Annotated in this window: 17 protein-coding genes and 10 tRNA genes; 22 read left to right on the forward strand and 5 right to left on the reverse strand. The window is 41.0% G+C overall.

Annotation, left to right across the window (positions count from 1 at the left end):
- Positions 1-6 precede the first annotated feature (6 nt).
- The 4 genes from FHG08_RS13695 to hemA are packed head-to-tail and all read right to left on the reverse strand — an operon-like array spanning position 7 to position 4,807.
- On the reverse strand, positions 7-1,560 hold the full coding sequence (locus FHG08_RS13695; protein ID WP_178956864.1) for a DUF3369 domain-containing protein: 1,554 nt from the start codon (positions 1,558-1,560) through the stop codon (positions 7-9).
- Between the two features lie 55 nt (positions 1,561-1,615).
- Positions 1,616-2,455 carry a peptide chain release factor N(5)-glutamine methyltransferase gene (gene prmC / locus FHG08_RS13700; protein WP_178956295.1) on the reverse strand — a complete coding sequence of 280 codons (840 nt, stop codon included), beginning with the start codon at positions 2,453-2,455 and terminating at the stop codon, positions 1,616-1,618.
- Positions 2,456-2,457: 2 nt separating this feature from the next.
- Positions 2,458-3,543 carry a peptide chain release factor 1 gene (gene prfA / locus FHG08_RS13705; RefSeq protein ID WP_178956296.1) on the reverse strand — a complete coding sequence of 362 codons (1,086 nt, stop codon included), beginning with the start codon at positions 3,541-3,543 and terminating at the stop codon, positions 2,458-2,460.
- Between the two features lie 7 nt (positions 3,544-3,550).
- On the reverse strand, positions 3,551-4,807 hold the full coding sequence (hemA, locus tag FHG08_RS13710; protein ID WP_175610046.1) for a glutamyl-tRNA reductase: 1,257 nt from the start codon (positions 4,805-4,807) through the stop codon (positions 3,551-3,553).
- Positions 4,808-4,890: 83 nt separating this feature from the next.
- Here hemA and lolB point away from each other — a divergent pair, with 83 nt between their 5' ends.
- The 17 genes from lolB to FHG08_RS13795 all read left to right on the forward strand — a co-directional run bounded on the left by lolB (position 4,891) and on the right by FHG08_RS13795 (position 12,309).
- The gene (lolB, locus tag FHG08_RS13715) at positions 4,891-5,478 is read left to right on the forward strand and encodes a lipoprotein insertase outer membrane protein LolB (protein WP_138608924.1); all 588 of its coding nucleotides are present in this window, start codon (positions 4,891-4,893) and stop codon (positions 5,476-5,478) included.
- A 2-nt stretch (positions 5,479-5,480) separates the two neighbouring features.
- Positions 5,481-6,338, forward strand: coding sequence for a 4-(cytidine 5'-diphospho)-2-C-methyl-D-erythritol kinase (ispE, locus tag FHG08_RS13720; RefSeq protein WP_054202471.1), 858 nt, complete (start codon positions 5,481-5,483; stop codon positions 6,336-6,338).
- Positions 6,339-6,424: 86 nt separating this feature from the next.
- Positions 6,425-7,372, forward strand: a complete 948-nt coding sequence (locus FHG08_RS13725) for a ribose-phosphate pyrophosphokinase (protein WP_008115168.1) — start codon at positions 6,425-6,427, stop codon at positions 7,370-7,372.
- Positions 7,373-7,521: 149 nt separating this feature from the next.
- Positions 7,522-8,136, forward strand: coding sequence for a 50S ribosomal protein L25/general stress protein Ctc (locus FHG08_RS13730; RefSeq protein WP_010388341.1), 615 nt, complete (start codon positions 7,522-7,524; stop codon positions 8,134-8,136).
- 18 nt (positions 8,137-8,154) lie between these two features.
- Positions 8,155-8,739: an aminoacyl-tRNA hydrolase gene (gene pth / locus FHG08_RS13735; protein ID WP_008115166.1), complete on the forward strand. Its 585-nt coding sequence runs from the start codon at positions 8,155-8,157 to the stop codon at positions 8,737-8,739.
- 55 nt (positions 8,740-8,794) lie between these two features.
- Positions 8,795-9,886 (forward strand): redox-regulated ATPase YchF, encoded by a 1,092-nt coding sequence (ychF, locus tag FHG08_RS13740; RefSeq protein WP_008115165.1) that lies wholly within the window; start codon positions 8,795-8,797, stop codon positions 9,884-9,886.
- A 320-nt stretch (positions 9,887-10,206) separates the two neighbouring features.
- Positions 10,207-10,283: transfer RNA gene (locus FHG08_RS13745), tRNA-Met, on the forward strand.
- A 95-nt stretch (positions 10,284-10,378) separates the two neighbouring features.
- A tRNA-Leu gene (locus FHG08_RS13750) sits at positions 10,379-10,463 on the forward strand.
- A 39-nt stretch (positions 10,464-10,502) separates the two neighbouring features.
- A tRNA-Gln gene (locus tag FHG08_RS13755) sits at positions 10,503-10,577 on the forward strand.
- Between the two features lie 5 nt (positions 10,578-10,582).
- Positions 10,583-10,659 (forward strand) — tRNA-Met (locus FHG08_RS13760).
- Between the two features lie 175 nt (positions 10,660-10,834).
- Positions 10,835-10,919: transfer RNA gene (locus FHG08_RS13765), tRNA-Leu, on the forward strand.
- Positions 10,920-10,960: 41 nt separating this feature from the next.
- Positions 10,961-11,035: transfer RNA gene (locus FHG08_RS13770), tRNA-Gln, on the forward strand.
- A 64-nt stretch (positions 11,036-11,099) separates the two neighbouring features.
- A tRNA-Leu gene (locus tag FHG08_RS13775) sits at positions 11,100-11,184 on the forward strand.
- 41 nt (positions 11,185-11,225) lie between these two features.
- A tRNA-Gln gene (locus FHG08_RS13780) sits at positions 11,226-11,300 on the forward strand.
- A 64-nt stretch (positions 11,301-11,364) separates the two neighbouring features.
- Positions 11,365-11,449: transfer RNA gene (locus tag FHG08_RS13785), tRNA-Leu, on the forward strand.
- Between the two features lie 39 nt (positions 11,450-11,488).
- A tRNA-Gln gene (locus FHG08_RS13790) sits at positions 11,489-11,563 on the forward strand.
- Positions 11,564-11,913: 350 nt separating this feature from the next.
- Complete coding sequence (locus tag FHG08_RS13795; RefSeq protein WP_178956297.1) at positions 11,914-12,309, forward strand: hypothetical protein; 396 nt, start codon at positions 11,914-11,916, stop codon at positions 12,307-12,309.
- A 75-nt stretch (positions 12,310-12,384) separates the two neighbouring features.
- Here FHG08_RS13795 and FHG08_RS13800 read toward each other — a convergent pair whose 3' ends face one another.
- Positions 12,385-13,566, reverse strand: coding sequence for an FAD-dependent monooxygenase (locus FHG08_RS13800; RefSeq protein ID WP_178956298.1), 1,182 nt, complete (start codon positions 13,564-13,566; stop codon positions 12,385-12,387).
- Between the two features lie 257 nt (positions 13,567-13,823).
- Here FHG08_RS13800 and miaB point away from each other — a divergent pair, with 257 nt between their 5' ends.
- From miaB to lnt, 5 genes are read left to right on the forward strand one after another with little or no spacing between them, the layout of a single operon-like run.
- Positions 13,824-15,269, forward strand: a complete 1,446-nt coding sequence (gene miaB / locus FHG08_RS13805; RefSeq protein ID WP_010388336.1) for a tRNA (N6-isopentenyl adenosine(37)-C2)-methylthiotransferase MiaB — start codon at positions 13,824-13,826, stop codon at positions 15,267-15,269.
- 54 nt (positions 15,270-15,323) lie between these two features.
- A complete protein-coding gene (locus FHG08_RS13810) occupies positions 15,324-16,382 on the forward strand; it encodes a PhoH family protein (RefSeq protein ID WP_075169576.1) in 1,059 nt (352 codons plus the stop codon).
- A gap of 4 nt (positions 16,383-16,386) precedes the next feature.
- Positions 16,387-16,845 carry an rRNA maturation RNase YbeY gene (gene ybeY / locus FHG08_RS13815; RefSeq protein WP_010388332.1) on the forward strand — a complete coding sequence of 153 codons (459 nt, stop codon included), beginning with the start codon at positions 16,387-16,389 and terminating at the stop codon, positions 16,843-16,845.
- Positions 16,846-16,867: 22 nt separating this feature from the next.
- Positions 16,868-17,752, forward strand: coding sequence for a CNNM family magnesium/cobalt transport protein CorC (gene corC / locus FHG08_RS13820; RefSeq protein WP_010388331.1), 885 nt, complete (start codon positions 16,868-16,870; stop codon positions 17,750-17,752).
- Entirely contained in the window at positions 17,733-19,283 is a 1,551-nt protein-coding gene (lnt, locus tag FHG08_RS13825; RefSeq protein WP_178956299.1) for an apolipoprotein N-acyltransferase, read from the forward strand. Before corC ends, lnt begins: the two co-directional genes overlap by 20 nt.
- Positions 19,284-19,328 lie beyond the last annotated feature (45 nt).

A 19,328-nucleotide genomic window follows, 5' to 3' on the forward strand; every position in this document is an offset into this window, starting at 1 on the left:
TTCTGTTTAGTTATGTGTTTTATCAGGAAAGCGTAAAATTACCGCTTCAAGTTCTTCAAGTTTATCATTGAATACATCAACAAGTTTAGGATCAAAATGCGTACCTTTGTTTGCATTGATCTCAGCAACGGCTTCTTCAAGTGTCCACGCACCTTTATAACACCGTTTATGACGCAGTGCATCATACACATCGGCCAATGCCACTATGCGAGCAAAAATATCGATACTCTCGCCTTTTAAGCCGCAAGGGTAACCAGACCCATCCCATTTTTCGTGATGTTGCTGTGCAATTAAGGCCCCTGCACTGACTATTTTACGCGGTGAATCTTTTAAAATGGCGTAGCCTTTGCCTGCATGGGTTTTCATAACTTCCCACTCATCACTGTTTAATTTACCGGGTTTATTTAAAATAGCATCCGGAATACCTATTTTACCCACATCATGTAAAGGCGATGCAAAACGAATTAAATTCGCTTGTTCTTCAGATAATCCATATCCTATTGCTAACTCATAACAAATATAAGCAACCCGCTTTACGTGATTACCCGTCTCGCATGAGCGTTGTTCAACCGCTTCACTTAAACGATAAACAAGTTCTTGTTGGGTAGCTTCAACTTCAGTATGTAATTGTACATTTTCAAATGCCAACTGCACATTTTGAGAAAAAATTTCAATTAGATTTCGTTGCGTATCTGTCAGTTTCGATGGCACACCGGATACAAATAACATCGAATTATGATTAAATTTACTACTACAATAAGCAAACAAATAGTCATCTTTATAAACAATTGCTTTGTTGGCTAGGGCTTCTTGGCACGCTAAGAGTTGATCTGCTGCTAATACTGTTTCTAGCTCTTCTCCTTCGCGCTTAGCAAAGTCACCGGTGCCAGAGCAAACAATCAGTTTTTTATTTAATTCCTCTGACGGATTTTGCGCTACTAAGGTAGTGGCATACATAGCTTCGTCGGCCACATTAAGCAAGGAGGTTAGCTGCTGCATCACTCCTTCAATAAAATTATCCATTGAATGAGTTGCAAAAATATTGCGAGAAGCAGTGATTATTTTTTCTAGGCCTTCACGTGACTGCTCAATAGAAATAATATCGCGATACGAACGAAGGCTAGCCATCATAACGGTGAATAGTTTTTGTGCGGTGAGTTCTGTTTTAGATTTGTAGTCATTTATGTCGTAATTGACAATGACTTGACGCTCCGGCGCTTGACCTGGTTGCCCTGTACGTAAAATGATACGAATGTAATTATTTTTAACGGTATCGCGTATGTACTTCGCGACTTGCAAACCAGCGTCGTCTGTTTCCATTACAACATCGAGTAGGATGATGGCTGCATCTGGGTGCTCATCAATTAACTTTTTTGCCTCTGCGCCTGAATATGCGCTTATAAATTCCAACCGTTTATCTTGGAACTTAAAGTCACTTAAAGCTAAACGTGTAACAGCATGAACCTCAGGCTCATCATCAACTATTAAAACTTTCCATGTCCCTTGCTCTTCACATGCTACTTCAGGTGGTTGTTCATTTGAAAATAAAAAATCTTCCATCACATAGAATTCCTTAAACCATATGCAAACAAACAACGGAGCTATTAAAAATAATTTAAGGCCATTGTCCGAACGTTACGCGGTCATTATTACCAAGATCTTTCACTGTGCTTACATTTATAAACGCCATTTGATTGAAAATATGACGTACAGCTGCACTTTGCTCAAATCCGTGTTCAATTAAAAGATAGCCATTAGAATGTAAATAGTCACGTGATTGTGTAATTATTTGTTTAATATCAGCTAATCCTGCATCATCCGCAACTAATGCAGACAAAGGTTCAAAGCGAACATCGCCTTGATGCAAGTGTACATCGTCATGTTCTATATAGGGTGGATTGGTTACAATTAGATCAAATTTCTTGCTTTTTAACGCACTAAACCAGTTACTCTGCTCAACAGTCACATTATTAATAGCTAATCGCTGTTGGTTGCGCTTTGCCAACGCTACCGCATCATCAATACGATCAACAGCAATAATATCCCATGAGGGCATTTCGCTTCCAAGCGCCAATGCTATTGCCCCTGTGCCAGTGCCTAAATCAAGTACTTTCGCGTTTTTAGGCACTTCGCACTCAAGCGCAAGTTCAACTAAGGTTTCTGTATCAGGTCGAGGGATAAGTGTTGTTGGGTTCACTTCAAGCTGCAAACTCCAAAATTCACGACAGCCGGTAATATGCGAAACAGGTTCGCCTTGTAAGCGACGTTCACAGGCACGTTGAAATGCCTGATACTGCTCATCTGTGAGCTGTTTTTCAGGCCAAGTAAATAAATAACTTCGTGGCTTTTGTAAAATATTGAGCAGTAAAACTTGTGCATCTAACTTTGCGCTATCACTACTTGATGCTAATAAATTAGCACCTGTAGCAATAGCGTTTTCAACAGAAGGGGTCACGATTAATCGTCGCCCATTGCAGCAAGTAAATCGGCTTGATGCTCTTGCATTAGTGGCTCAACAACGGCGCCTAAATCACCTGCTACCACTTCATTAAGACGATAAAGCGTTAAGTTAATACGGTGATCGGTAATACGACCTTGTGGATAGTTGTATGTACGAATACGCTCAGAACGATCGCCGCTACCAACTAAGTTACGACGTTCTGATGCTTCAGCAGCATGACGCTTTTCATCTTCAGCTTGCTGAAGGCGCGCAGCCAATACCGACATCGCTTTAGCACGGTTTTTATGCTGAGAGCGCTCATCTTGACACTCAACCACCACACCCGTAGGTAAATGGGTAATACGAATGGCAGAGTCGGTTTTATTTACGTGCTGACCACCCGCTCCCGACGCTCTAAAAGTATCAACTTTAATATCGGCAGTATTGATTTCGATGGCTTCTGCTTCTGGTACTTCAGCCATAACAGCTACAGTACATGCTGAGGTATGTACACGGCCTTGAGACTCAGTTTCAGGGACACGTTGTACACGGTGAACGCCTGATTCAAATTTTAATTGTCCGTAAACACCTTCACCGCTGATGTTAGCAATTACTTCCTTATAACCACCGTGCTCACCTTCGTTGGTGGTAACAACTTCTACTTTCCATTTTTTTGTTTCTGCGTAACGGCTGTACATTCTGAATAAGTCGCCAGCAAAAATAGCCGCTTCATCGCCCCCTGTTCCTGCACGAACCTCTAAAAACACGTTATTATTGTCTTTTGGATCTTTAGGTAACATTAAAACTTGAATGTCGTCTTCTAAAGTCGAAATCTGTGCTTTTGCTTCTTTATATTCTTCTTGTGCCATTTCGCGCATTTCAGGGTCTGAATCTTTAAGCATTTCTTCAGAGCTGCTCAAGTCTTCTTGTGCTTGCTGGTAAGCTAAAAATGTTTTTACCACCTCTTCAAGCTCAGAGTATTCTTTTGAAAGAGCACGAAAGCGGTTTTGATCACTAATGACCGATGGGTCACTTAGTAACGCTTGTACTTCTTCATAGCGCTCAACTAAGGTTTCTAATTTACGATAAACGGACTCTTTCATTTAACTGTTATTCCTGATCTATACCTAACATTTTTTTTAATTGATTTAGCTGAGCCACTTCACCTTTTTTCGCTGCATCTTGGATGGCACGGGTAGGCGCGTGCATTAAGCGATTGGTTAACTTATTGGCTAGCTCTAAAATTACTTTTTCTGCATTTTTACCTGTATTTAGCTGGCTAAGGGCCCTATCTACAAGTTCTGCTTTTGTAGTTTGTACATCATTACGGTAGTGGCGAATTAAATCCACTGAATCAAGTGAACGCAGCCACATAAAAAACTCTTTGGTGCGCTCACTAATAATAATTTGTGCTTGTTCTGCCGCTTGCTCACGTGCAGCCATGTTTTCGCTAACAATGGCTTGTAAGTCATCAACAGAATATAAATAAGCGTCGTCAAGCTCTCCGACTTGGCTTTCAATATCGCGTGGTACAGCAATATCTATAAATAGCATAGGCTTATAACGACGTTGTTTCAGTGCTTGTTCCACCACCCCTTTACCAATAATAGGTAAAGTACTGGCAGTGGAGCTAATAACAATATCGGCTTGGTGTAATCGTTCTGGTAATTGTGCCAAGGCAATAACATCTGCTGACACTTCATCCGCTAAGCCGCGAGCGCGTTCTATTGTTCTATTAGCTACCGTTATTTTTTGTGGCTCATTTTGGTATAAATGTTTTGCTACCAGCTCAATGGTTTCACCAGCACCAATTAATAGCACCTTGGTTTTGTCTAATTTGCCATAAATATGCTTTGCAAGATTAACCGCAGCAAACGCAACCGAGACTGCACTCGCACCAATGTTAGTTTCGGTGCGTACTTCTTTTGCCACTGAAAAGGTTTTTTGAAACAAACGATCAAAAGTTACACCCACCGCATCGTGGGTTTTAGCACTGTTATACGCTTGCTTTATTTGCCCTAAAATCTGTGGTTCACCTAATACCAGCGAATCAAGCCCGCAGGCTACACGCATTAAATGGTTTATTGCTGCGCTGTCTTCATAACAGTAGATGTTTTTACTCAGTTCATGTTCATCTAAACCATGGAAACTGGCTAACCATTGCAACAATGTTTGGGAATTTTGTTGCGCAAGGCTACAATACACTTCAGTGCGATTACAGGTAGATACAATAACCGCTTCATTAAAGTCGGCATGACCACTTAATTGCTGTAGCGCCTCTGAAATTTGCTCAGGCGAAAAGGCCACTTTTTCTCGTAAATCTACGGATGCGGTTTTGTGATTAATACCAAGTGCTATTATGGTCATATCTGCCAAATATTGCTGAGCCCTACTTCATAGGCGGCAATTTTATCAAAAATCTCAGGAATATGGAAAGTAAGGAACAACATTTGACTCGACAATATTTTATTTTAACCCTGTTAATTATTTTTTTAACGGGCTGTGCCAATAAAAACAACTACAATACAAAAACTTACGAAGACTGGAAGTTACGTCTTAGTACACAAAAAACTTGGCAGGTGGAAGGTAAATTAGCGTTTATTAGCCCTGATGAGCGCCAATCTGCTAACTTAAATTGGCAACAAACACAAAATAGTAATCATTTAGTGTTAACCACATTTATTGGCACCCGAATTTTATCGCTCAAACAAACCGCAGTGGGGGCTGAATTAATATTTGATGATCAACAGTTTTTTGATACTAATGCGAGTAAACTTTTACAACGCTTAACGGGGTTTACTTTACCGGTAAATAACGCCGGTCAGTGGTTAAAAGCCACTATTGACGATCAAACCTTAGAAGTCGATCAATTAGGCCGTGCTAAAAGCGTGTTATGGTTTGATGACGCTGGCAAAAAATGGCAAATAAACTACACCAGTTACATACAAAAACACGGTTTTTGGTTACCTAACGCGCTAACCTTAACCCATCAAAAGATTAAAATTAAAATCAAACTCTACGATTGGCAGTTTAACTAATTATGAATACTCCCTTTGAACTTTCGCTGATTGCGCCGGCGAAGCTAAATTTATTTTTACATATTAATGGTCGCCGTGATGATGGCTATCATGAATTAGAAACCCTGTTTACATTTTTAAACTATGGCGACGAGCTCCATTTTACGCTTACTAATGATAAAAATATTAGTATTAGCGGTGACACTCATGGCATTGCACTAACTGACAACTTAATTTATAAAGCAGCTTTATTATTGCAAACTCAGTGTAAAGTGAATTTAGGTGCAAAAATAAATTTAACTAAACGTTTGCCTATGGGCGGAGGTGTTGGTGGTGGTTCATCCGATGCCGCAACAACACTTTTAGCGCTGAATACACTGTGGAATACCGCTCTTACACTAGATGAACTTGCAGATTTAGGCTTGAAGCTCGGTGCAGACGTACCTGTATTCATTAAAGGTAAAAGCGCCATAGCACATGGCATTGGCGAGCAATTAGAGTATGTTAAATTGCCACAAAAATGGTACTGCGTTGTTTTTCCAAACCAGCATGTCAGTACTGCACAAATATTTACTCACCCCGATTTAAAACGTGACACGCCTAAACTTTCAGGTGACTGGCAACAACAGGTTTTAACTAACGATTGTGAGCCTTTAGTGAAAAAGCTGTGTCCCGAGGTTGAAAAAACCCTGCAGTGGTTGCTAAAATACGCCCCATCAAAGATGACCGGAACAGGTTCATGTTGTTTTGTTGAATTTGCTAGTCAAGTTCAAGCACAAGATGTACTTGCTAACCTCCCCCATACTTGGCAGGGGTTTATCGCATCAAGCGTTAATACTTCTCCTGCTCACACGGAGTTAGCCGCCATCATTGATAAATGAAGTAACGTACAAGTAATCATAAGTTAACCTACTTTGTTCATTCAATGTAAGTTAGTCCAAAAATTCAGTGCCTGAGGAACCCTACCGTGCCTGACATGAAGCTCTTCGCTGGTAACGCAACACCTGACCTAGCTCAAAAAGTTGCAAAACGTTTATATATTGAATTAGGCGATGCTGTTGTTGGCCGTTTTAGTGACGGTGAGATCAGTGTTCAAATTAATGAAAATGTTCGTGGCTCGGATGTTTTTATCTTACAATCAACCTGTGCCCCTACTAACGATAACCTAATGGAACTTATCGTTATGGTTGATGCGCTACGCCGTGCATCTGCCGGTCGTATCACTGCTGTTATTCCTTATTTTGGTTATGCTCGTCAAGATCGTCGTGTACGTTCTGCGCGTGTGCCAATTACAGCTAAAGTGGTTGCGGATTTCTTATCAAGTGTAGGTGTTGACCGCGTTCTTACGGTTGATTTACATGCTGAGCAAATCCAAGGCTTCTTCGATGTACCAGTAGATAACGTATTTGGCAGCCCGGTATTATTAGAAGATATGAAAAACCGCGACTTTGATGACGTGGTTGTTGTATCACCTGATATTGGTGGTGTTGTACGTGCCCGTGCAATTGCAAAACTATTAAACGATACTGACCTAGCTATTATTGATAAACGTCGCCCTCAAGCTAACGTTTCTCAAGTAATGCATATTATTGGTGACGTTGAAGGTCGTGATTGTATTATTGTTGATGACATGATTGATACCGGTGGTACATTGTGTAAAGCAGCTGAAGCTCTTAAAGAGCATGGTGCTAAACGCGTATTTGCTTACGCTACTCACCCTATTCTTTCTGGTACAGCTGCAGAAAACTTACGTAACTCTGTGATTGATGAAGTGATTGTAACTGACTCAATTCCACTGTCTGACGAACTAAAAGCGCTTGATATTGTTAAAGTATTAACACTTGCAGATATGTTAGCAGAGACTATTCGTCGCATTAGCAACGAAGAATCTATCTCGGCAATGTTTGAACATTAAAGTTAAACATTAATGAGTATAAAAGCGCCTTTTGGCGCTTTTTTTGTAGGTGATGTTTATTTTATAAACCCGCAGTGGTATGATAGCGCGCCTTTTGGCTAGGGACCTTGGTCGCAAAGGCCCTAACACTTTTAATTATTGGAGACATCATGTCTAACACAACTTATACTTATGACGCTGAACTTCGCGTAGAAACTGGTACTGGTGCGAGCCGCCGCCTACGTCGCGAAGACAAAGTGCCGGCAATCCTTTATGGAGCTGATAAAGAAGCTTTATCGCTTACTTTTGAACATAAAGATATGATCAAAGCACAAGAAGACGAAGGCTTTTACACTCACATCCTTACATTAAATGTAGGTGGCGAGAAAGTTGAAGCTATCTTAAAAGATATCCAACGTCACCCTTTCAAGCCTAAGCTTACTCACCTTGATTTCCAACGTGTAGACGCAACTCACAAACTAGTAACTAAGGTTCCTTTACACTTCATCGGTGAAGATAAAGTAACTAAGTTAGGTGCAACTGTTGTTCACCAGTTAACTGAAGTTGAGATTTCTTGTCTTCCTAAGTCACTTCCAGAATTCATCGAAGTAGACGTATCTGATCTTGTAGCTGGTGATTCAATCCACCTTACAGATCTTGCGTTTCCTAAAGGTGTTCAATCTGTTGAGCTTGGTAAAGGCGAAGGCCACGATCAGTCTATCGTTACTATCAAAGCTAACAAAGCAGCTCCAACTGAAGACGACGCTTCAGACGCTGCAGAATAATATTTAAGGTCTCGCACCTTGAATTCTATTCAAATGCTTGTGGGCCTGGCTAATCCAGGCCCCGAATACGCAAATACACGCCACAACGCAGGTGCTTGGTTCATTCAAGAACTCGCTGCACGCTACAACTGCACGCTAAAACACGACCCTAAATATCACGGCCTTACTGGCAAAGTGATTATTCAAGGCAAAGAATTCAAATTACTGATCCCCACCACTTACATGAACTTAAGTGGCAAAGCGGTGAGTAGTTTAGCCAATTTTTTTAAAATCCCAGTGGAAGACATACTTGTCGCCCATGATGAATTGGATTTAGACCCGGGCGTTGCCAAATTGAAAAAAGGCGGCGGACATGGCGGTCATAATGGCTTAAAAGACATTATTGCAAAAATGGCAAATCAAAAAGACTTTATGCGCTTACGCATAGGTGTTGGTCATCCAGGACATCGTGAAATGGTCACCGGTTGGGTGCTTGGAAAAGCAGCCAAGGAAGATCAGGAAAAAATGGATGCCGCGGTTGATGAAGCAGTTCGTTGTATGGAAATACTTGCTAAAGACGGTGTGTTAAAAGCACAAAACAGACTACATTCGTTTAAACCCTAGTTTTTAAGGGTATACGTACACACGTTTTAAACGAATCTAAACAAGGTATCTTACTATGGGTTTTAAATGTGGCATCGTTGGCTTGCCTAATGTTGGTAAATCAACACTTTTCAATGCATTGACTAAAGCGGGTATTGAAGCCGCTAACTTTCCTTTTTGTACCATTGAACCTAATACAGGTGTGGTACCGGTGCCAGATCCTCGCCTAGACGAACTTGCTAAAATTGTTAACCCACAACGTATTCTTACAACAAGTATGGAATTTGTGGATATTGCAGGTTTAGTTAAAGGTGCATCGAAAGGTGAAGGCCTAGGCAATCAGTTTTTAGCAAATATTCGTGAAACTGATGCGATTGGCCATGTAGTTCGCTGTTTTGAAGATGAAAACGTTATTCACGTAGCGGGGACTATTGACCCTGCGGACGACATTGACGTGATCAACACTGAGCTTGTACTTGCTGATATGGACAGTGCTGATAAAGCAATTTTCCGTAATGCAAAAAAAGCAAAAGGCGGTGATAAAGACGCAAAAGAGCAAAATGCAGTACTTGAAAAAGTAAAAGTGCATCTTGATGAAGGCTTAACTTTACGTTCTTTAGCACTAACAAAAGAAGAAAAAGCAGCAATTGCACCTATTAACTTCTTAACCATCAAGCCAACGATGTATATTGCAAACGTAGCAGAAGATGGATTTGAAAATAACCCACTACTTGATCGTGTGCGTGAAATAGCTGCCGCTGAAGATGCGGTTGTTGTACCAGTGTGTGCTGCCATCGAGTCTGAGCTTTCTGAGCTTGAAGATGAAGACAAGTTAGAGTTTATGGCTGACCTTGGTCTTGAAGAGCCAGGGCTTAACCTTGTTATTCGTGGCGGTTATGAATTATTGCACTTACAAACCTACTTTACTGCGGGTGTAAAAGAAGTGCGCGCATGGACTATCCCTGTGGGTGCAACAGCGCCACAAGCTGCAGGAAAAATCCATACCGACTTTGAACGTGGTTTTATCCGTGCACAAACAATTGCTTTTGATGACTTTATTGCATGTAAAGGCGAAAGCGGTGCAAAAGAAGCAGGTAAAATGCGTCAAGAAGGTAAAGAATACATTGTTAAAGATGGCGATGTAATGAACTTCTTGTTCAACGTATAATTAAACACTGCACCACCTTGAGTGGCTAATTGTTTTGAAAGGCTCGTTTTTACGAGCCTTTTTACTTTTCAGCCGAATAAAAACAATAATTAGCTACTTTTATCATAAGCTCAGAATTGTAAAACAAAGCTATAATTACAATGCCACGCTGATAAAGAGTGTTAAAAAAGCAACGTTTTAATTAAAAAGTAGCCGGTTAGCCTATTTTTCCTGCAAACAAACCAACTTAAGTGTTTTTTTGCAAAAAAGGTGTTGACGAATTTGGGGCATATCAGCATAATACGCCCCGCACTCAGCGATGAAGTGCTAACAAAAAAGATGGCTAAGTAGCTCAGCTGGTTAGAGCACATCACTCATAATGATGGGGTCACAGGTTCAAATCCCGTCTTAGCCACCATTTATTTTTTAGAAGTGGCTCTGCAAGAGTTAAATTGCAACTCAATGAAGAGTTTAAAATAACTACCATTTCTTTGATTAATTCAAAGTAATAATGCGGGAGTGGCGGAATTGGTAGACGCGCTGGATTTAGGTTCCAGTATCTTAGGATGTGAGAGTTCAAGTCTCTCCTTCCGCACCATATTCTTGATATGAATTAAAACTATCAATTGTTTATTGTTGGGATATCGCCAAGCGGTAAGGCACCAGGTTTTGATCCTGGCATTCCCAGGTTCAAATCCTGGTATCCCAGCCAACAATGGCTAAGTAGCTCAGCTGGTTAGAGCACATCACTCATAATGATGGGGTCACAGGTTCAAATCCCGTCTTAGCCACCATTTCTTTTTTAGAAGTGGCTCTGCAAGAGTTAAATTGCAACTCAATGAAGAGTTTAAAATAACTACCATTTCTTTGATTAATTCAAAGTGATAATACAGGAGTTGCGGAATTGGCGGTTGTCTTGAATTAGACGCTGGATTTAGGTTCCAAAACAGTATTACCTGTATACTCGATGCGGGAGTGGCGGAATTGGTAGACGCGCTGGATTTAGGTTCCAGTATCTTAGGATGTGAGAGTTCAAGTCTCTCCTTCCGCACCATATTCTTTGATAAGAATTAAAATTATCAGCAATTTCTTAGTTGGGATATCGCCAAGCGGTAAGGCACCAGGTTTTGATCCTGGCATTCCCAGGTTCAAATCCTGGTATCCCAGCCAACTTCTTCTACCAAAGAACGTTGTATAAGAAAACTCTGTTAAGAGTCTAAATATAAACTTGTATGCGGGAGTGGCGGAATTGGTAGACGCGCTGGATTTAGGTTCCAGTATCTTAGGATGTGAGAGTTCAAGTCTCTCCTTCCGCACCATATTCTTTGATAAGAATTAAAATTATCAGCAATTTCTTAGTTGGGATATCGCCAAGCGGTAAGGCACCAGGTTTTGATCCTGGCATTCCCAGGTTCAAATCCTGGTATCCCAGCCAACTTCTTCTACCAAAGAACGTTGTATAAGAAAACTCTGTTAAGAGTCTAAATATAAACTTGTATGCGGGAGTGGCGGAATTGGTAGACGCGCTGGATTTAGGTTCCAGTATCTTAGGATGTGAGAGTTCAAGTCTCTCCTTCCGCACCATGTTCTTAACTAGAACTAAAACTTATCCAAATTTAGAGTTGGGATATCGCCAAGCGGTAAGGCACCAGGTTTTGATCCTGGCATTCCCAGGTTCAAATCCTGGTATCCCAGCCAATTTGCACACATCTTTGATTACACCTCCACACTAGATTAAAAATAATTTATCATTACTTCTACTTTTATTATCCAATACAACATTTTTAAGCAAAGAAATTGTCGACAGCAAAGCAAAAATCTCGCTAACTCCAAATAAAAAACTTTTAATGCTTAAAGAGCCTAACTTACCCGCTCAAAATGATTAATTATTATTACGTATTGATATTAGTCACTCAGATAAAAGCAATTAGACCCAATTTAGGTATTTATGTAAAACATGTTAATGAAAGGTTGACAGGTGTACCTTTTATGGTAATGTTTGTTTTGCTCAAATAAAGAGCTATATAAACTTAATAAGGATAGTTATCATGAAAAAAATATATTTAATCATTGCTTTGTTTTCGGGTCTTTTTTCAGCAAATGTACTTGCAAACTCAGTGTCGTGTTATGTAGACACAATGGCTTACGACAATTACTCACAAAACATGTGCTTTGGCGGTGAAAGTAACCCTAATTTTCACCCGAAAATAGCATTTAAGGTTAATACCTCTAAAGCTGTTTCTAATGTTGTTTGGGTTTTTGATGGTACATATGACCGTTCAGCCAGTTGTGATGGAACAACATGTATAGTTGACGTTTATAAAGTCGAAAGTTCAATGACAGCATGTGTTGATAAAATCTACTACACTGACTTTACATGGGAAGATGTTAATTGGTGCGCAAGCGCTGAATATATGTACTCTCGTTCAGGTATGTGGAACTAAATTTATCTCCGTTTACAAGTGCCACATAAGCGGCACTTGTTATTATTATAAGAATCTAGATTTATGTAAGCGAATTTAATCTAACTTGCCACTAATCGCGTATTTCAGCACCCAATTTTTTACCTTCCCTGTATTATTAGCTAACTTTAAAAATGTGCTGCGCGCCCATTTTAATGGGGCTATTTGATTTGAGAAACCAAAGTAGCAAGCATCCATCATACTCATCATTAACAAATTAGCGTTACGACGACTACGCTCGTATTCTTTGAGCATTAGCGGGCACCCTACATCATCAGCTGTACGCAACACTTCAGCTAAAGCAGCTACATCTTGAAAGCCTAAATTAACACCCTGTCCTGCCAGAGGATTAATGGTGTGCGCCGCATCACCCACTAAAACGAGTCTGCCTTGTGAATAATTATTGGCATGCTGCCTTGCCAAAGGAAATATAGCATGGCTTTGTACTTCAAAATCACCTGCAAGCTTTGGAAACTTTTCAATAATATGAGCCTTTAATTCGCTAGGTTGTAGGGCTTTAAATGCTTTGAGGGTTTTTGCATCGTCATACCAAATTAAATTTGCATAAGGTGCTTTCATAGGTAAAAACGCAACAGGCCCTGTAGGTGTAAACTGCTGCCATGTTTTAACTTGTTGCGGAGCATCGAGCTTTATTAGCACGCCCATACAATGCTGCTGATATTGCCAACCAGTTATACCAATATTGGCTTTGCTACGTAATTGTGATTGCCCACCATCCGCTGCAATGACTAAATCAGCAGTATAGCTTTGTTCGTTGTAGTGCAAGCTAATGCTATCAGGGTTTTGCTCTATTGCTGTTAAAGCCGACAAAGGATTAATCATTTCAATATTATGTTGCTCAAATTGCTGCCATAAACTGGCTTGAATTAGCTTATTCTCAATTAAATGACCTAAATGGGTGGTGTTAATAGCATGACAATCAAATAATAAATGATCGTTACCTCGTTCAAAGGTCTCTAATTGTTCATAGGGAGCCAATCTATTTGCTCTCAGTAATGGCATCGCACCGAGCTGATCAAGCAGTTTTTCCGAAAAGCGATTAATAGCCGAAACGCGTATATCAACGTCATCACTGTTAAGTACCTGTGGTGCATCTATTGGATGTTTTTCAATAACACGTACGACTTTGCCTTGTTGCGCTAATTTAATAGCCATAGCGGCACCAACCATGCCGCCCCCTACTACAATTACATTATTTTTAGCCATGTTTTTCATCATTTTAATTCTGACTTAACTCTGCTTAGATTGTATCGTAATTAGTTTGCTCAGTGTGAGCGCTTCGCTTAATTCTATTATTAAACCCATACTATATTGATTTCAGATCACAAACATGAAATCTATACTTGGTTTTGAGCGTGTATCCAGCTAAAATACGCGTCCTTTAAGTCGAGCGAAATTTTAATAATTCCGCCACTTATACCTGTTTCTAGCACATATTTGTGCCACTATCGAATTGAACACGAGGCTATATTTCAATGAGCAAAAAGCTGCATATTAAAACCTGGGGTTGTCAGATGAACGAATACGACTCTCAGAAAATGGCTGATCTTCTAGATGCTACCAACGGCTATCAGCTAACTGAAGAAGCTGCTGATGCTGATGTTATCTTACTTAATACCTGTTCAATTCGTGAAAAAGCGCAAGAAAAAGTATTTCACCAACTAGGTCGTTGGAAGTTATTAAAAGATGACAAACCAGACCTTATTATTGGTGTAGGCGGCTGTGTTGCATCACAAGAAGGTGATTCAATTCGCCAACGTGCTCCGTTTGTAGATGTTATTTTTGGTCCACAAACTTTGCACCGTTTACCTGAGATGATTAAACAAGTACAAGGCGATAAAGGTTCATCTGTAGTTGATATTTCATTCCCTGAGATTGAAAAATTTGACCGCTTACCTGAGCCTAAAGCGGAAGGTCCTTCTGCGTTTGTATCAATTATGGAAGGTTGTTCTAAATACTGTACTTTCTGTGTTGTGCCTTACACCCGTGGTGAAGAAGTAAGCCGCCCTGTTGATGATGTATTATTAGAAGTTGCACAGTTAGCCGAGCAAGGCGTACGTGAAGTTAACCTATTAGGTCAAAACGTAAATGCGTACCGTGGTGATACACACGATGGTGAAATTTGCTATTTCTCAGATCTAATTCGTTTAGTGGCTGCAATTGACGGGATTGACCGTATTCGTTACACCACCTCACACCCTGTAGAGTTTACACCAGACATTATTGATGCGTATGCTGATGTGCCTGAGCTGGTTGATCACTTACACCTTCCAGTACAAAGTGGTTCAGACCGTGTTTTAAATTTAATGAAACGCGGCCATACTGCTCTTGAGTACAAATCAACAATTCGTAAGCTACGTAAAATTCGCCCTAACCTAAGCATGTCGTCAGATTTCATCATAGGTTTCCCAGGTGAAAGCAAGGCCGATTTTGAAGCCACCATGAACCTTATCAACGATATTGGTTTTGATATGAGCTTTAGCTTTATTTACAGCGCACGCCCAGGTACACCAGCAGCCGATTTGCCAGATGACGTAACCGAGCAAGAGAAAAAAGAGCGCCTGTACTTATTGCAAAACCGTATTACGCAAATGGCACAGCAAATTAGCCGCCAAATGTTTGATACTGAGCAACGTATTTTAGTTGAAGGTCCTTCTAAGAAGAACCCGATGGAACTACGTGGCCGAACTGAAAATAACCGTGTAGTTAACTTTGTTGGCCCACACACAGTGATCGGTCAGTTTGTTGATGTACGTATTACCGAGGCGTTACCAAACTCTTTACGTGGCGATTTAATTCGTACAGAATCAGAAATGAACTTACGCCGCGAAATTGCGCCTTCTGCTATTTTAACCAAAGCAGCGAGTGAGCAAAAAACCGAGACAGCTAACGAAATTGGCGTTGCTACTTTCGTACCTTAGTTGCAAAAATTCATTGCGCCAGTTAACTCTGGCGCACTGTAATAGGAAGTAATTTTGAGTAATCAGTTAAAAACATTAGAGATTTATTTAGAACCTGCCGACAACAAACGCCTTTCTTCATTATGTGGCCCGTTTGACGAAAACATCAAACAAATTGAACGCCGTCTGGGTGTTGAAATTATTCATCGTGATAACTTTTTTAAAGTAACCGGTAAACTACACAGTAGCGCCGGCGCGGTAGAGATCTTAAAAAACCTTTATATTGATACTCAACCTGTACGTGGGGAAATTGGCGAAATTGAGCCTGACAACGTACATTTAGCCATCACTGAGTCTAAAGCGCTTGAGCAAGATGTTGCACACAGTGCTTATGGCAAAGAAATGATGATTAAAACCCGTCGTGGCGTTATTAAACCACGAAACGATAACCAAGGCTTGTATGTTGCTAATATTTTGCACCACGACATTACCTTTGGTATTGGCCCTGCAGGTACAGGTAAAACCTATCTTGCAGTTGCAGCGGCAGTTGATGCACTAGAGCGCCAAGAAATACGCCGTATATTGCTCACTCGCCCTGCGGTTGAAGCGGGTGAAAAACTCGGCTTTTTACCGGGTGACTTAAGCCAAAAAATAGACCCTTACTTACGCCCACTTTACGATGCCTTATTTGAAATGCTTGGCTTTGAGCGTGTTGAAAAACTGATTGAAAAAAACATCATTGAAATTGCGCCATTGGCTTACATGCGTGGGCGCACACTTAATGATGCGTTTATTATTTTAGATGAAAGCCAAAATACCACCACAGAGCAAATGAAAATGTTCTTAACCCGTATTGGTTTTAATTCTAAAGCAGTGATCACCGGCGATATAACCCAAGTTGATTTACCTCGGGGTGCGCGCTCTGGTCTTCGCCATGCTATTGAAGTATTGGATGGCGTTGATGAAATTAGCTTTAACTTTTTCAAATCGCACGATGTGGTACGCCACCCTGTAGTAGCCCGCATTGTAGAAGCGTATGAGCGCAACGATGAGCGTGAACGCCTTAAGCGGTTAGAGAAACAACAAGCCAAAGAAGCGCTCGCCGCTCAAGAGCAACCTGCTACCAAAGGGTAATACCGTGAAAACAGAACTTGATTTACAAATAGCGTGTGAGTTTGACAACTTACCCAGCCTTGAGCAGTTTGCCATGTGGGCCGATAAAGTGCTTAGCCAATATCGTGATGAGTCTGAGCTGACCATTGTTATCAGCGATGAGGAACAGTCGCAACAGCTCAATAATGACTACCGTGGTAAAAATAAGCCTACCAACGTATTATCATTTGAATTTGAAGCGCCACCGGGTATTGATATCCCACTTGTGGGCGACTTAATTATTTGTCCTGCCATTGTTTTGGCTGAGGCACAAGAGCAAGAAAAGTCATTTCATGACCACTTTGCTCATATGGTTATTCATGGATGCTTGCATTTACTTGGATTTGACCATATAAAGAGTGAAGACGCGTTAGAGATGGAAAGCATAGAAAAGCAATTACTTGCTGAACTAAACATAGCAGACCCATATCGGGACGATATTTAAATAAACGGAGCAATTAGACGTAATGAGCGACGATAACTCGCAATCTAGCCAGGGTTCTTCTGGCAAAACTTGGCTGGGTCGTATAACCCAGATGTTGCAAGGGGAACCCCAGAATAGAGAAGAGCTGGTTGAGGTAATTGCCGATGCCCAAGAGCGGGATGTAATCGATCCTGAAACCAAAGAAATGATTGAAGGTGTGCTTGGCGTGTCTGAGCTCAAAGTGCGAGATATTATGATCCCGCGCTCACAAATGGTCACTTTGGAAATTGATAGCCCGCTTGAAGAGCACATACCTATGATGGTTGACTCTACCCACTCTCGTTTTCCGGTAGTGTGTGAAGATAAAGACCATGTAGAAGGGATTTTACTCGCAAAAGACTTATTACCTCTCATTTTAAATAAAGATGAGCATTTACCATCGCTACGTGACTATTTGCGCCCTGCCATGGTAGTGCCTGAAAGTAAACGGGTGGATACCCTGCTTAATGAATTTCGTCAGCAACGCTACCATATGGCAATTGTGATAGACGAATACGGCGGTGTATCGGGTTTAGTAACCATTGAAGATATTCTTGAGATCATTGTTGGCGAAATCGAAGATGAGCACGATGAAGAAGAAGAACAACAAGATATTCGACAACTGGCTAAACATGTTTACGTTGTGCAAGCACTGACCCCTGTAGATGACTTTAACGAGCATTTTAAATCAGGCTATAGCTCGCAAGATGCCGACACTATTGGTGGTACCGTGTTACACGCCTTTGGCCATATGCCGAGCCGTGGCGAAACCATCGATATAGAGGGATTTCAGTTTAAAGTAACCAATTCTGATAATCGTCGTATATTGCAACTGCAAGTCACCATTCCTAAGGCTGATGATAACGACAGTGAAGAAACTGCTAACTAGTCTCACCCTACTAGCAAAAGATAAAAAAGCATGGCTCGCACTGGTTGCGGGCCTTGTTTTAACTTTTAGCTACGCGCCTTTTGGTATTTGGCCGATTGTATTTTTTAGCATAGGCTCGCTATTTTTTTGTATTCCTGCAAACCTCAATGGAAAAGTACATGCTAAAACAGCGGCTAAATATGGCTTTATATTTGGCCTAGGCTGGTTTGGTGCAGGTATAAGTTGGGTACATGTTTCTATCGCCACCTTTGGCGGTATGCCACTTATCGCCTCAATTGCATTAATGGCACTGCTTTGTAGCTACCTTGCGTTATTTCCTGCGCTGGCGCTGTGGGCAACCACTCGCTTTTCAAACGGCTCTATAAGTTTTGCAGCGCTATTACTCCCTTGTTTTGCTATTAGTGAATATTTGCGTGCCAACCTGTTAACTGGTTTTCCTTGGTTAAGCTTTGGTTATACACAAACCGATAGCCCTCTGAATGCCCTTGCTCCTTTAATTGGTGAATTTGGGCTCACGCTATTATGTATTGCCATTGGCTTTGCATTGTACAGCTTAGCGCAAAAACAATTTAAAATGCCTGTTGTTACCGCTGCTGTGGTTTTGCTTGCCTTCGCAGGCGCACACTTTACAAAGGTAACCCATTACTCCGATAAAGACCTTTCTGTGCTGCTTGTACAAGGTAATATAAAACAACACTTGCGCTTTGACCCCAGTGAGTTTTGGACCACCATGAGTAAGTATCAGGATATGACGCGCCGTCATTGGGATGCCGATTTAATCGTGTGGCCTGAAGCTGCAGTGCCTGAGATAGAAGCGCTTGCCGATTCGTATTTAGCAGGCTTAGACAGTGCCGCCTCATTCAATAAAACTGCATTAGTGACCGGTATTGTCGATTACCAACGAGACACTAAAACCATTTTCAATACGCTAATTGTGGTCGGTAACAAAGAGCAAAATGATGAACACGGCCACTATCGTTACTTAGACAGTAACCGCTATCAAAAACATCAATTACTGCCGATTGGTGAGTTTGTTCCCTTTGAAGACATACTACGCCCCATAGCTCCGTTATTTGATTTGCCTATGTCATCGTTCTCTCGCGGTGATAAAGTGCAAAATAACTTACGTGCGAATGGCTTTAACCTACTGCCTGCTATTTGCTACGAAATAGTATTTGCCGATCTAGTGCGGGGTAATTATAAAAGCGACTCAGACATATTATTTACGGTGAGTAATGATGCTTGGTTTGGTGACTCAATAGGCCCCCATCAGCATATGCAAATTGCCCGCATGCGCGCCCTTGAACTACAACGTCCACTAGTGCGTGTTACCAATAACGGCATAAGCGGTGTATACGACCCCATAAGCCAAACACGCCAAACTATGCCACAGTTTGAAGCTACCACACTCAAAGCCAATATAAAGCTCATACAAGGGGATAGCGTGTATAGCCAATACGGCAATGGGTTTGTATGGGGAGTTATATTGTTATTGGGTATGATTGGATTTGGGGCTAGGTTTAAGAAGTAAATTAGAGCTTTTAGCTATCAGCAACAGAAGATGATTTTTGTTGGG

Source organism: Pseudoalteromonas sp. Scap03 (assembly GCF_013393115.1).
In the GTDB taxonomy this organism is placed as follows: domain Bacteria; phylum Pseudomonadota; class Gammaproteobacteria; order Enterobacterales; family Alteromonadaceae; genus Pseudoalteromonas.

Excerpts from the sequence above, each read along its gene's own strand:
- FHG08_RS13695 (WP_178956864.1), bottom strand. The coding sequence starts at position 1,560 with ATGGAAGATTTTTTATTTTCAAATGAACAACCACCTGAAGTAGCATGT.
- prfA (WP_178956296.1), bottom strand. The coding sequence starts at position 3,543 with ATGAAAGAGTCCGTTTATCGTAAATTAGAAACCTTAGTTGAGCGCTAT.
- hemA (WP_175610046.1), bottom strand. The coding sequence starts at position 4,807 with ATGACCATAATAGCACTTGGTATTAATCACAAAACCGCATCCGTAGAT.
- ispE (WP_054202471.1), top strand. The coding sequence starts at position 5,481 with ATGAATACTCCCTTTGAACTTTCGCTGATTGCGCCGGCGAAGCTAAAT.
- FHG08_RS13730 (WP_010388341.1), top strand. The coding sequence starts at position 7,522 with ATGTCTAACACAACTTATACTTATGACGCTGAACTTCGCGTAGAAACT.
- ychF (WP_008115165.1), top strand. The coding sequence starts at position 8,795 with ATGGGTTTTAAATGTGGCATCGTTGGCTTGCCTAATGTTGGTAAATCA.
- FHG08_RS13795 (WP_178956297.1), top strand. The coding sequence starts at position 11,914 with ATGAAAAAAATATATTTAATCATTGCTTTGTTTTCGGGTCTTTTTTCA.
- FHG08_RS13800 (WP_178956298.1), bottom strand. The coding sequence starts at position 13,566 with ATGATGAAAAACATGGCTAAAAATAATGTAATTGTAGTAGGGGGCGGC.
- miaB (WP_010388336.1), top strand. The coding sequence starts at position 13,824 with ATGAGCAAAAAGCTGCATATTAAAACCTGGGGTTGTCAGATGAACGAA.
- corC (WP_010388331.1), top strand. The coding sequence starts at position 16,868 with ATGAGCGACGATAACTCGCAATCTAGCCAGGGTTCTTCTGGCAAAACT.